This is a genomic window from Herbaspirillum sp. 3R11 (assembly GCF_004563925.1).
In the GTDB taxonomy this organism is placed as follows: Bacteria; Pseudomonadota; Gammaproteobacteria; order Burkholderiales; family Burkholderiaceae_D; genus Herbaspirillum.
In genome coordinates, this window is the sequence record NZ_SPNJ01000001.1 from 39,037 (window position 1) to 51,900 (window position 12,864).

Annotated in this window: 10 protein-coding genes and 1 other RNA gene; 2 read left to right on the plus strand and 9 right to left on the minus strand. The window is 61.7% G+C overall.

Annotated features, from left to right (window positions below; all coding sequences use genetic code 11):
* Positions 1-157: 157 nt before the first annotated feature.
* The 8 genes from E4P32_RS00240 to E4P32_RS00275 all read right to left on the minus strand — a co-directional run bounded on the left by E4P32_RS00240 (position 158) and on the right by E4P32_RS00275 (position 11,154).
* On the minus strand, positions 158-469 hold the full coding sequence (locus tag E4P32_RS00240) for a cell division protein ZapA (protein WP_199525619.1): 312 nt from the start codon (positions 467-469) through the stop codon (positions 158-160).
* Complete coding sequence (locus E4P32_RS00245; RefSeq protein WP_116433789.1) at positions 469-699, minus strand: DUF904 domain-containing protein; 231 nt, start codon at positions 697-699, stop codon at positions 469-471. The genes E4P32_RS00240 and E4P32_RS00245 overlap by 1 nt, the downstream gene beginning before the upstream one ends.
* Before the next feature lie 168 nt (positions 700-867).
* Complete coding sequence (locus tag E4P32_RS00250) at positions 868-1,665, minus strand: hypothetical protein (protein WP_233526622.1); 798 nt, start codon at positions 1,663-1,665, stop codon at positions 868-870.
* A gap of 69 nt (positions 1,666-1,734) precedes the next feature.
* A complete protein-coding gene (locus tag E4P32_RS00255; RefSeq protein ID WP_116433788.1) occupies positions 1,735-4,122 on the minus strand; it encodes a tetratricopeptide repeat protein in 2,388 nt (795 codons plus the stop codon).
* Positions 4,119-6,278, minus strand: a complete 2,160-nt coding sequence (locus E4P32_RS00260; protein ID WP_116433787.1) for a glycosyl transferase family protein — start codon at positions 6,276-6,278, stop codon at positions 4,119-4,121. Before E4P32_RS00260 ends, E4P32_RS00255 begins: the two co-directional genes overlap by 4 nt.
* A gap of 15 nt (positions 6,279-6,293) precedes the next feature.
* On the minus strand, positions 6,294-8,585 hold the full coding sequence (locus E4P32_RS00265; RefSeq protein ID WP_135008689.1) for a cellulose biosynthesis cyclic di-GMP-binding regulatory protein BcsB: 2,292 nt from the start codon (positions 8,583-8,585) through the stop codon (positions 6,294-6,296).
* Positions 8,586-8,747: 162 nt separating this feature from the next.
* Positions 8,748-9,947: a UDP-N-acetylglucosamine 2-epimerase (non-hydrolyzing) gene (gene wecB, locus E4P32_RS00270; protein ID WP_280649367.1), complete on the minus strand. Its 1,200-nt coding sequence runs from the start codon at positions 9,945-9,947 to the stop codon at positions 8,748-8,750.
* 283 nt (positions 9,948-10,230) lie between these two features.
* Positions 10,231-11,154 carry an AlkA N-terminal domain-containing protein gene (locus E4P32_RS00275; protein ID WP_116433784.1) on the minus strand — a complete coding sequence of 308 codons (924 nt, stop codon included), beginning with the start codon at positions 11,152-11,154 and terminating at the stop codon, positions 10,231-10,233.
* A 163-nt stretch (positions 11,155-11,317) separates the two neighbouring features.
* Between E4P32_RS00275 and E4P32_RS00280 the strand changes: the two genes are divergently transcribed.
* Both E4P32_RS00280 and E4P32_RS00285 read left to right on the plus strand, forming a co-directional pair.
* Positions 11,318-11,797 (plus strand): hemerythrin domain-containing protein, encoded by a 480-nt coding sequence (locus tag E4P32_RS00280; RefSeq protein ID WP_116433783.1) that lies wholly within the window; start codon positions 11,318-11,320, stop codon positions 11,795-11,797.
* Positions 11,798-12,041: 244 nt separating this feature from the next.
* Positions 12,042-12,272 (plus strand): hypothetical protein, encoded by a 231-nt coding sequence (locus tag E4P32_RS00285; protein ID WP_116433782.1) that lies wholly within the window; start codon positions 12,042-12,044, stop codon positions 12,270-12,272.
* A gap of 201 nt (positions 12,273-12,473) precedes the next feature.
* Here the strand turns inward: E4P32_RS00285 and ssrA are convergent.
* Positions 12,474-12,836: a transfer-messenger RNA gene (gene ssrA, locus E4P32_RS00290) on the minus strand.
* Positions 12,837-12,864 lie beyond the last annotated feature (28 nt).

Below are 12,864 nucleotides of genomic sequence, written 5' to 3' on the forward strand. Positions count from 1 at the left end.
ATTTTTCATGCGCGCGCGGCAACATCCGTGCACATTAAAATGCAGCGCCAAGACATTTCTTGCAGATCAATGATTGGACAGGACTGAAGGAAGCAGAAAGAAATTGCGGCGCGTGCATGAACGCACGCGCGCAAATCAGACGAGGGTCGGGGGACGATCAGAACAATTTTTCCTGCGGCGCCAGTGCATCGTCGAGCACGCTATGCATCGACGCGATGCTTTGCTTCCACTCCGCCACCGTCAGGCCGGCGAAGGTACCGTCGCCGCCCGGTTGGGTCGACAGCAGTTCGGCAGCGATACCAAGTGCAGCCATGACGGCGATGCGATCGTTGCCCTTGATCTTGCCGGTGTCGCGGATTGCGCACATTTTTTCATCGAGATAAGCCACTGCCTGGCGCAGCGTCGCTTCTTCATCTTCCTTGCACACCAGCGTGTAGGCGTGACCCATGATCGACACATTGAGCTGCATCACGCGGTCTCCTCTTCATTGTCTGCCAGCGTCGGCGCTGCGACCGGAAGTTTGTCCAGCAGTGCGGTGACGCGCTGGTGGGCTTCATCCATGCGTTGCGACAATTCGGTATTCTCGGTGGTCAGGGCCGCAACGTTAAGACGCAGGTCGGCGTTTTCGCGGCGCAAGGATTGCGTCATTGCGGCAAGTTGCGCGACTTTCTCTGAGAGTTGGTGGAATTCGGAGCTCATGGCCTCAGCTGTAGTGCAAAAGATGTGCGCCATTATATTCTGTTGGCGGCGTCCGGCACGACAAATAGCGCGACGGTTGCAGAAGGTTACAGAATTCCTGGCGTGATTTTGCAACGCTGCGGATCGTCCGCGTAAAAAGAGCGTGAGTTGTTGTCAGAAAATTAATCGTTACGGCCGGCGCAGCTGCTCCACCAGCGTGTCCGGCAGGTAATGCGGCCCGTCGAAGAGCGACACGCGATAGCCGCGATACGTACGCAGCTGTGGCCAGATCTCTTCCGCGGTGGCGCTGCGGAATCCGCCGCCCGGCAGCGGCCGGAACATTTCTGCAATGACCCGTACGCGCGCGTGACCGAGCCGCTTTGACAGTACCTCGATGTAGTGAAGTGCAACATGCGGCTCACGCGCATAGACACCGACGCCGTCCTGGAAGAACACGCCGACGTCCGGCGGCAGCCATTTGAGCAGACCGTCGGCCAGTGCGTCCGGGCCGACGTTGGCGCTGTCGTACACGGTGATCCATAGCGGTCGCGGCAGCTTGGCGAGGAGTGCCGCCAGCCGTGTCGCTTCTTGCCAGGTCGGATCGATTTCCACCGGGAAGTACCAGCCCGTCACATGCAAGGGTGTCGGCAAGGCGGCCAGTCTGGCGGAGTCGGCGGCGAGTTGTTCGATATCGGCGCGCGCGGCTTTCTCGTCAAAGCGACCGGCCAGACCGACGATGACGTCGCGCGCCCACGGCTCTTTGGCGATGCGCTCCCAATCGGGAAGCTTGGCGGCGGTCGGCATGGCGCTGCCTGGGACGAAGGCCGTGCCGTCGACCGCCGTCCATTGCACCAGCAGTTCACTCGCGCCGAGGCGGTTCCAGTTGCCGCGCGGCGCGATGGTGGCATTGTCGGGTTGCCAGACGACGCCTCCGACCTGCACCGGTTCCGGCGCAGAATTGCAACCGGCGCAGGCAGCCAGCAGCAATGCTGCAGCGATGGCCAGCGTGGTGGTGCGCAATCCGTTGATGGTGAAAGTCAAATGTCCTCCGGTCGCTCAATAAGACAGCGTGGTCGACATGAAGAACCCGTGCGCGCGTTCGTCGCCGCTGATCTTCATGCGATATTGCAATGAGACTTCCACGTAGGAACGCGGCGCGTGATAGGTATCTTCGCGGAACCAGTATCGCAGATTGACGCCCGGACCGATGCCGGTTGCGCTGCGTTGCTGATTCAACGAGTTGTAGTCGGTATTGAGTGTGAGGTGCGGGAACACCACCAGCCGCTGATCCACGCCGTCAAGACGGAAACTGCGCCCCGCCTGCAGTGAAGCCAGGCCATAAGTCTGCGGATGCTGCAGATAGCGGCCGGCCTCGGCATACCATTGCGTGGTCCACCATGACGGCCGGTCCACGCGCAGGTCGGTGCCGATGCCGTCCGAATACGCCAGCTGCGCCAGCCAGTCGCTGCTCGCCTGTGCGCCGATCGGAATCAGGCGGCCGAACGACACCACCACGTTCTGGCTGCTCCAGGGTTTCCAGCGTGCGCCGACCGTGGCTTGCGCGGTTTGCGTGCCGGTGGCGCCGCCGCTGCGATCTTGCAAGGTCTGGAACACGCGCCCGAATATTTCCACGGTGCTGCCGTTGCGATAGCCGAACGGCCGCCAGTACGCTTCCGCACCGGCCTGCAGGCTGCCGTTGTTGCCGGAAGCACCCGGCTGTGCGCCTGCTGCGGCCGTGCTGCCTGCGCTGGGTCCGCCGCCACTGCGCGTAAGCGACGTGATGAAGCCGAATTCGCGATCGATGGTTGATACCGCGCGACGTGTGTCGAATTTCTGCTGTGCGCTTTTATCTGCAGGATTGGTATCGTTGGCGGCATCGATGCTGCGCTTGAAATACGCCAGCGCGCTGCGGTCATCGTGCGCGCGTGTCGCAGCGAAGGCGGCGTCATCCAGCGCCTTGTCCGGAAGTTTGCCGGAGCGGTCAGCCTCGCTGAAGGCGGCATGCGCGGCCGCATCGTCGCCCGCGCTGCTGGCAAGATAGGCCAATTCCAGCGGACCCAGTTGAGCCAGCGCTCCCGAGCGACGCGCATCGTCAAAGACCTTGCGCGCTTCGCTGCGACGATGCAGATGGGCCAGCAAATCGATCTGCGTTGCCGGTGGCAGGCCGCCCAGCGCAAGCGCTTCAGCATAGTCCTCGCGTGCAGCGGCGGCTTTGCCCAGCCGTTCACGGATTGCGCCGCGCTGCGCCAGAAGTGCGGCATCCTGGCCTTGTACCAAGGCGTCGTCTGCTGCTTGCTCCGCTGCGACGAAGTCGTTGGCATCGGTCAATGCGTCCAGCAGCAACACGCGATAATCGTGATTCTGCGGTGCGGCCGCGATGGCCTTGCGCGCATGCATGGAGGCTGCGGCGTAGTCCTTGCCGTCGAGCGCCTGGTAGGCCAGCGTCGCTTCGTCATAGCCGCGATCACGGGGAGGCTGGCCGGCCAATACACGACAAGCCGCGGGATTGGAACAATCCAGCTCCGGTGTCGGCAGGTTGCGCGCCAGCGTCGTGCGCGATTTCTGCGTGTCGGAAATGAAGCGCTGCACGTTGTCGCGTTCGTCATTGCCGGCTAGTGCGGCGGCCGATGAAAAGTCTTCGTTCGCTGCTTCATCTTTTTCCAGGCGCTGATAGGCATAGCCACGCAGAAGGAGCGGTGCAGCTTGCATCGCTTCACGCGCATGTGCATCCGATGCAGCAACGATGGCCTCATCCGATTGCTCGCCGCGTAGCAACGCCACGATCAGCATCAGGCGATAGGAAGAATTGCCGGGTGCATAGCCGACGGCCTCGCGGATGGCGGCGAGTTCGCCCGCGCCATCGTCGTTGCGGCGCGCATTGAATGCCTTCGCCGCTGCGCGGGCTGCGAGTTCACGCCGGACTTCATCGCGCCGCTGCCGCAGGGCGGTGTTGTCCGCGACCTTGCCGGCGCCTTCATCCAGCGTGCGGTCGGCGTCTTCATAGCGATCGTCTGCGATCAGCGCATTGCCCAGCAACAGCCAATAGGCGGCGTTGTCGGGCGCCTTGTCCGCAGCATCGCGCGCGAGTCGCACCGCATTGTGATAGTCCTTGCGGCCATAGGCGGTGAAGGCGGCATTGGCGTCGCGATAGCCGGCGTCGCGCACCGTGCTTTGCATGTCGCGGGAACGGGTTTGCTCCTGCCGGATCTTTTGCAACTGCTCGCGCAGCGCCGCGACGTCGGGACGCAGTCGTATTGCTTCGCGCAATTGCGCTTCGGCGCGCCGGTAGTCGCCGTGCGCCGAAGCGCGATAGGCGTCCTGCGCCAATGCATACGCCGGACCGCTCAAGGGCAACGGCACCACGCGCATCTGTGCGTGGACGGCCGCAGGTGCGAGCAGCACCGCCAGTGCGGCGCCAAGTCTGAATGTCGAGAAGGTCGTCATGCCATCTGTCCGCCATTGCGCTGGAACAAGCGGCGCTGTTCGCGCACGGCCTGTTCAATGGCGTCGCGCGAAATCACCGATTGCGCCACCAGGTAGTCGCCGATGCGGCCGTGCCGGTCGGGCCGGTAGCGTTGCATGGCGGCGTCGAATACTTCACGCGACAACATGCCGCCGCCAATCAGCAAGTCGCCCAGCAGCGGTACCCCGGCCTCGGTCTGGTTCTTGTCGAAAGCATTGCGCTGACCGTGCAGAAGGCGCAGGCCGGCGGCGATCTCGGATTCACGCGCAACCATCGGGAACGGCGGCAAGCCGAGCGCGGCTTCGAGTTCTGCGCGCGCTTCATCGCCAAGCGCGCTGGCCACTGCGATGCGCGCCACACGCCGGCCGTCGACAGCGTCGTCGCCGATGTACAGCGCGCGCAGGCGCGTGGCTAGTTCGCCGGGCAGGGCGGCGGCATGCTGTTCGACGGATTCCTTGTCGAGTCGTACGCGCGGTAAATTTTCCTGATACGCCAGCGCTTCGGCCAGCGTCTCTTCGTCGAGCCAGCCGTGCGAGACCATGACGGTGCCCAGCGGCAGACGGGTGCGGCGTTGTTCTTCCAGCGCCCGTTCCAGCGTGGCGTCGTCGACCGCCTGCCAGGTCTTGAGCAGGTCGCCCAGACGGCGACGCGGTACGGCCAATCGGTCCTCGCTGGGGAAATCATGCATGGTCTTGTCCCAGGCCAGCGCCTTGCCCGCGAACAGGTACAGCAGGAACAGGCGCCACGCGCGAGCCACCGCCATGAAGTTGACGAAGTTCGACACCACCATGCGCGGCAGCGACATCAGGCCGTGGCGCCAGCCGTACAACTGCGCGGTGAAATAGTAGCGATGAGCGCAGCGATTGATCATCGCCAGTGCATTGAGCAGCAGTACCGTGCGCCACCAGCCGTCGCCGGCCAGCAAGGGCGGGTAGAAGATCTGCCAGAGATGGAAGGTGGTGGCCGCCGAGAACAACATGAACTGCAGCGCCAGCACATACGCCAGCATGCTCACGAACGCAGTGACGATACCCTTGCGATCACGCAGCAGCAGATAGCGCGCCGCCAGCGAACCCTTCCAGCCGATCTGCTCCCAGCTCTGCAAGCCGATGCCCAGCACCCAGCGCGCTTTCTGTCGATAGGCCTGGCGGAAGGTGTCGGGGAAAAATTCGCGCACGCTGAGCGGTACTTCCAGCGAGTGCGTCTTGCCCGTACCATCGCTGAACCACGGCTTGCGCTGCACCGTGAACTGCACCGGGAAGCGCGCAAAGATGGTCTGCATGCCCATCTGTGACAGCCGCGTGCCGACTTCATAATCCTCGGTCAGGCTGGCGGTGTTGAACGGCTCGCCGCCGGTCTCTGCCTGCAGACCGAGTAAGGCGCGGCGCGAGAAGCAAGTGCCGACGCCGGCCGAGGGCACCGTGCCGGCCACGCTCTCGCGCACCAGCATGTCCTTGGCGTGACTCTCGGCGAACTCATCCATGTAGGTGCCGGCCACCAGTTCGTACCATTCGCGTTCGAGCGACGCCACCGGCAGCTGGATCATGTCTTTGCGCGGCAACAGGTAGTTGAAGAACTTCAGCTCCAGCGGATGCAGGACGTCTTCACTATCGTGCAGCACCACGCCGGCGAATTCCATGTCGCGTGCGCGCTCATAGGCGAAGATCGCCTTGACCACCCAGTTGAGGCAATCGGCTTTGCAGGTCGGTCCGGCGTGCGGCACTTCGACCCGATGCAATTGCTTGTAGCGGCCCCGCATGCGTTCGACTTCTTCAATGGTGGTGCGGTCGTTGACGTAGGTGCCGACGAATATCACGTAGCGGCGGTAGTCGAGCACGGCCACCATGTTTTCGATCATGTGGGCGATGACGTCGTACTCCAGCCAGGCCGGCACCATGATGGCGATCGGTTGCTCATCGCGTTCGCGCAATTGCGCGGCGGTCAGCGGCGTGGCCTTGCGTTCGATGGTGAATTTCCGGTACAGGCGGCGCGTCCAGTACCAGACGTCGAAGAAGAAATCGTCGGCGGCGGAAATCAGGATGATGACGGCGACCACGGCGGCCGAAATTTCCAGCGCGGCGTAATAATTCGCCGTCAGGAAATCCAGCTGGGCAGTGGCATTGGCGGTGCTGAACATATGTCCTCGCTACCGTCAGGATGGGTCGTGCGGCGGCGGTGGCGCATTGTCGCGCTCAGCGGTTTGCTTCTCTGCCTCCTGGCGCGCCAGGTGACGGCGACGCACGCGATTGGCCAGCACCAGCATCATGATGAACAAGGCGACGATGAACAACGGCACCGCCCACCACAACACATCGGACACGTTCAGGCGCGGCGCGTCCTGCACCGAGTCGCGGCCGGCAGTGTCGTCCGTATTGATCTCGGACAAGAGGCCGCTGCCGCCGACTGCGGCCACATTACCGCTTGAAAGCTGGAAGGGACGTTCCAGCACCGGCGCTTGCGGGCCGACGCTGCGATAGACCACGCCTTCCTTGCCGCCGACTGTCACCACTTCGAGCGCACCGAAGCGATTGAGTCCGCTGACGTCGAGCAGGGGCTTGTGCGAGCTGTCGTTGAGGACCAGCGTGTTGCCGCTGACCTCGATCATGTGCTTGCTTTCCTTGAGCGGGACATCCAACGCCAGGAAATGATTCCGGGGAGAGATTTCCTTGCCGTCTTCCGCCACAACCAGCTTGCTGTTGGCCGGCGGCAAGCCGGTGCTGGCGGCCAGCATGATCACGTTTTGCAGCGAGGTGTCGGCATGCGCAAGGTAAGCCTGCGGCAGCACGATGTCGGCGCCGCCGGCGAAGCGTCTCACCATGCCGGTGAAGTTGGCGTCGGTACGCGCCTTGCCGAGCTTGAGGTGGCTCGACGCCAGCACGGCTACCGGGAACGCCTGCGGTGTTTCGCGGCAGTTGTCGCTCGATGGCTGACGCACGAAGGCGACCTTCAGCTGGTTTTGCGCCGCCAGCGCGTTCGCCGGAATCTTGGCGACAATCCGTTCGGGCCGACCGTCGGCTTGCAGATGTTTCGCGCCCAACAACACGTCGTTGAGCGAGACCGACACTACCGGCGGAGTGCGTCCGGCGCCAGGAGCTGCCGAGACGTCGAGCACCAGCTCGGACGGCACGCGGCCGTCGCTGGCGACTTCGGCGATGTCGAACGAGGCGGTCCAGTCGGCACGGCTCATGACATCGAAGCTGCCGGGGGCACCGCCCAGATTCTTGAGCAGGATGAAGGCTTCTTCGCTGTGCGGGCGATGCACGGTGCGCACGGTCAATGCCGGCGCGCCGCTGATGTTGCGCCAGAAATTATCGAACAGGCCGGCGAAATTGGCGCCCGCTTGCGGCGCCACCAGAATCACCGGACGACCGAAGGCCGATACCAGCCGCAACTCTTTCGGATCGAGTCCGGCTGTATCGGGCTCAAGGCGCTTGCGCCATTCGCGGAATGCATCGATCGCATCCGGCGCATTGCTGCGCAATTGTTCTTGCAAGGCGTTCAACCCGGATGAGATGGCATTGAGCAAGACCGGGTCACCGACCACGATGTCGCCGCGCAGTTGTGCATCCGCGCCATTCTGGCCCAGCGCGAGCAGCGCACCGATCTCGGCCTGGTCTTTGAGCACATGGCGGCCGCCGCCGCTGAGGGCGGCAAAGGCGGGCACGCTGCGCAGCGCCGCCGGGACGTTCAGGCGGCCAAGGTCAATGCTGTCGCCGATCGCAGGCATGACGGTGACGGTGCTGTGCTTGCCGGCGCGTTCCAGCGCCACGCCGATGCGCCAGGCAGTGTCATACGACTGCGCCGACAGGCGCTTGCTGCCGACCATGATGGCCGTCACCGCCGGCAAGGCGCCCCAGGCGGTGCGCAGGTCAGCAATGGTCTTGCTGTCGTAGCGGTAGCTGAAGCTCGACTCCGGCGCCACGCGCAATACGTTGCCCGGTGTACGCGGATCGGAGCAATTGGTCTGGCCCGCCAGCATCGTAGTCCAGTTCACACCGAGTTTGACGAAGCCGTTGGCGCGCGGCGCGCCGTCGATGCCCAGCGTCATTCCGGCGTCGCCCTGGTCCGCGGTCATGGCGCGTGCGGCGGCGGGATAGGTATCCACCGCCAGCACCATTGTGGTCCGGCCGCCGTCGGCGCGCAGATAGCCGGCGCGCATGTTCAGGGCGGCGTCGGAGAGCTGCACATTGGCAGGAACAGGGAGATAGATTTCGCGGCTGCTGTCGTTCGACGCCAGCACCAGCGGTGTGGTGAAGCCGAGACTGGACAACGTCTCCTTGCGCGTGATCCAGGTGTCGTCGCTGAGCTGGCGGAATGCTGCGGCGACACCGCCCGTGGGTGCGGAATATGCAGGAGAGGAAATGAGAAAAGGGGCGCATATCGGCATCAGCGAAATAGCGCGTAAGACCTGGCGAAGTATTGTTGTAGGACGGTCTGTATTCATGGGTTCCTGTGACGAGAAGTCTTGGCCGGAAGCCGCGCAGCGAGGGGGCTGTGCGGCTGTATCCCTTCAGCGGCGGGCGCTGCAGGCGGCTGGGCTATTTTTTGTACGACCTCCGCAGACAAGATTTGGTTGCAGAAAATCGCTTTGTTCAGAGTCGGTGATCTATTGCGGACGTGAGGAGGCGAGCGTGAAATCACGGCGCAGGGGAATAGCGCGTACACGTTCCTGCACGTCGGCGAATTCATCGACGCGATGACCCGACACCGCTGCCACGATGCGTGCCGATGCCTTGCCGTCGCCATAGGGATTGTGACGACGCGAATAGCTTTGGCGCAGCGCGTCGTCATTGAGCAGGGCCGATACCGCATGCACGATATGCAAGGTGTGCGTGCCGACCAGTTGTACGGTGCCGGCTGCGACGGCTTCGGGACGTTCGGTGACGTCGCGCATGACCAGCACGGGTTTGCCCAGCGACGGCGCCTCTTCCTGCACGCCGCCGGAGTCGGTGAGGATGATGTCCGCACGTTGCATCAGCCGCACGAACTGGAGGTAATCGAGCGGCTCGATCAGGTGGATGTTGGCACGGCCGGAAAGCGACTCCATCACCGGCCCCAGCACGTTGGGATTCAGATGCACCGGATAGACGATCTCAAGGTCGTCGCGCTGCGCCAGCGATGCCAGCGCGCTGCAGATGTTGAGGAAACCATCGCCGAAATTCTCGCGCCGGTGACCGGTGACCAGCAATACTTTGCGTCCGGGTCGCAAGGCGGGCAGTTGCGCATCGATGCGCTCACGCAGCGATGTGTCTCCTTCCAGCTTTGCCACGGTCATGTGCAAGGCGTCGATCACCGTGTTGCCGGTGACGATGATGCGACCCTGCAAGGTTTCTTCGAGCAGGTTGCGCTGCGCCTGCATGGTGGGAGCGAACATCATGTCGCTGACCACGTCGATGGTGCGGCGATTCATTTCTTCCGGACACGGTTGTGTGAGGTCGCGTGTACGCAGTCCGGCTTCCACGTGCGCCACCGGGATGCGACGGTGGAACGCCGCAAGCGCCGCGACCATGGCGGTGGTGGTGTCGCCGTGCACCAGTACGCGATCGGGCTGCTCCTGCGCGAGCAAGCTGTCCAACCCGCTGAACAGGCGTGAACTCAAACCATTGAGTGTCTGATCGGGCTCCATGACGTCCAGATTGTGATCCGCGTGAATGTCGAACAAAGCGAGCACCTGCTGCAGCATCTCCCTATGCTGGCCGGTGACGCACACTTGGGAGTCGATGCCGGGTGCAACTTGCAGCGCTTTCAGCAAGGGCGCCATTTTGATTGCTTCCGGTCGTGTACCGAAGATTGACATTATTTTTATGCAAGCTTGTCCGATGATTCTCTCCATGATGGTCAGGTTGTGCCGTGATGTGTTTCCACGCGGATGAAACGCTGGTGGAACACCGATGTGTAAGTGCGGCTGAGAACGAAGCGAGTCGGGCAAACATACAAAGTCGTATGTCGCTAATGATGGAGTCGAAATTATTCGAATGGGTTCCGCGTGGCGGGCGGGAAGAGCGGGGAGCTTTGTATCGAAATGTAAAGGATGCTGCCGAATTGGCAATCGATTCAACTCAATTCAGTAAGGAGTCGGGCTGATGATTTCAGCCCCCGCGCGCTTGCCCCATGCGGTCAGCGATCTCATTCCAGAGATGCATGGCGACGTAGGCGCGCCACGGCCGCCAGAGTTCGGCGCGGGATTTTTGATGCGTGAGCTTGAGCAAGCCTGGATCGCGATCGATGATGGCCTGCATCAACACGAGATCCGAAGCCGGCCAGGCATCGGCGTCGCGCCATGCACGCATGGCGACGTATTCGACAGTCCACGGGCCGATTCCCGGCAAACCGAGCAAGGCCTTGCGCAGGTCGGCCGTGTCGGCTTCAGGATCGTCCACTGGCACGTCGCCTTGCGCCACTGCATGCGCAAAACCTTGTAGCGCGGCAACGCGTTTTCCGGGCATGCCGATGGCCGTGAGATCGACTGCCGCCAGTGCATGCGGCGTCGGGAAGCGCCATGCGGTTGCTGGGTGCGCATGGCCTTCTATGCGTTCTCCGGCGCGTTCGACTAGCCTGCCCACGATGGTGGTCGCCGCTTTCACACTGACTTGCTGACCGACGATGGTGCGCACCACCAACTCGAAAGCCGACCACGCGCCGGGTACGCGCAGACCCGGCGCCGCCTTGAACAACGGCGCCAGCCAGGGATCTTTCGCCAGATGTTTACGGATGCGCCTGGTATCCGTCTGCAGATCGAACATGCGACTCAGCGGTGCGACCAGTGCGTCGGCGTGACGGCTGACCTTGCCGTTGATCACGGCAACCAGGCAATCCTTGTCTGCATGACGCGACACGGCCAGTGTTCCATGGTCGCCGTTCCATTCGATGGCGCGCAGATAGACGCCATGTTCCACCGCTTCGACGCCGGCCGTGGCGCGCCCACCGAAGAAGCGCAGCAGGCGTTGCCAGTCAAGCGGAGGCTGGAACGGCAGTTCACGGACGGCAGCGGATGCTTGCTTGTGGGCGGGCATGTTTGTGCTGAGAAAAAGTTTCGCTGGAGATGTGGAAGCACGATCATATATTGCTTCGCCTGCGCCTACATGAGGAGAGGGAATTTGCTGATCGCGCCCCACCTCGCTCCGCTCAATAATGAGACGGCGCATATGTGTGCGCTTATCATCACCGGAGAGACAAGTGAACGCTACTAGCCAAGACGCCATCGCGTTACTGAAATCGGACCACAAGGAAGCCAAGGAACTGTTCGACGAATATGAAAAGAAAAAAGACCATGCCAGCGACGAACAGAAGATGGAGATCGCAAGAGAGGTTTGCGGCGCATTGCTGATCCACATGGAAATCGAAGAAAAGATTTTTTATCCGCGCATCCGTCAAAAGATTGATGACGACGATCTGATGAACGAAGCAGAGGTCGAGCATGAGGGCGCCAAGGACCTTATTCGCCAGCTCGGCGAATTGAAGCCGAGCGATCCGATGTTCGATGCCAAGATCAAGGTGCTCGGCGAACAGATCGAACATCACGTCGAAGAAGAGGAGACTGAGATGTTTCCCAAGGCCCGCAAATCCGGCGTTGATCTCGACGCTCTCGGCGCCGAATTGCTGGCAGCGAAGAACCAGATGCGCGTGGACCATGGTTTGCCTGCCGTGGCCGCCTGAATTGATTTTTCCGCAGGCTGGCCTGATCGGTCACAAGGCAGGCGTTTGTTGGCGTTTGATCAATGTTCTGAGTCCGCCCTTGTGGCGGATTTTTTATATCCTTACCAGGAAAGAAAAAGCCTAAAACCCGTTCTGGTTTCATAGAAAGTTTTAATACGCATGAAACATTCTGATGGGTATAATGTTTTCAAAACAAAGACTTATTGTTGTGCCGCGAGAGCGGATTTGTCCGGGGGGACAATCAATGATTTCATTTGCAACCGCGCCATTCCTGGGCGCATCTCTGGCCGCACTTGCATTGGTGCTGGCTGGCCTGGTGTTCATTTTCCAGCAAGTCATTGCCGAGCGACGCTACGTAAGGCTGCGTGCCGAGTATGAAGCGCGGCGGGCGGCGTATTTTGCAGCCGAGTTCACTGTTGCGCGAGAAGCCGGCGATGAGCTGCGCGTTGTCGACGAAAGCGTCGTGCGCTGCTGATTTCTCTTCAGTAATTTTCTGATGTAATTTCTTGGGGGAATCTCCCACGGTTTGGCTTGCAAGCCAAACCGGCTCGTCCGGCGTGAAGCAGTGCTTCACGCAACCCCGGACTCGCCCCGCGTCCGTACCGGACGCGGATTCGATCTCTCTGGCGCATTACCAATAAAAAAGGCCACCCTTTCGGGTGACCTTTTGTATTGGTGGTGGAGCCGGCGGGAATCGAACCCGCGTCCGCAAGCACTCTACAGACAGTTCTACATACTTAGCGCTGCCATTTGATTTAACCCGAACGACGCGGACGCGCACGCTTCGTTAAGGCGAGTCACCTTAGATTTAGCCTTGAATCAAGTGACCCGATTCAAAGCGATTCCTTGTAAATGACTCTACTGCTGTTTTACCAGCCTACCCCAAGGAAGAAGTAGTGTAGAGCAAGCGGGTATTAAGCCGCTTGTGCGTACGAGTTATCGTTTGCAGTTATATCTTGTCTGATTGTATTTACGAGGTAGTCAGTCCTCGGTATGCCCTGCGCTGCTTTGCAACCCACGTCGAAACCAAGTCGGCCCCATGCAGACTTGCATTATAACTCAGTGTG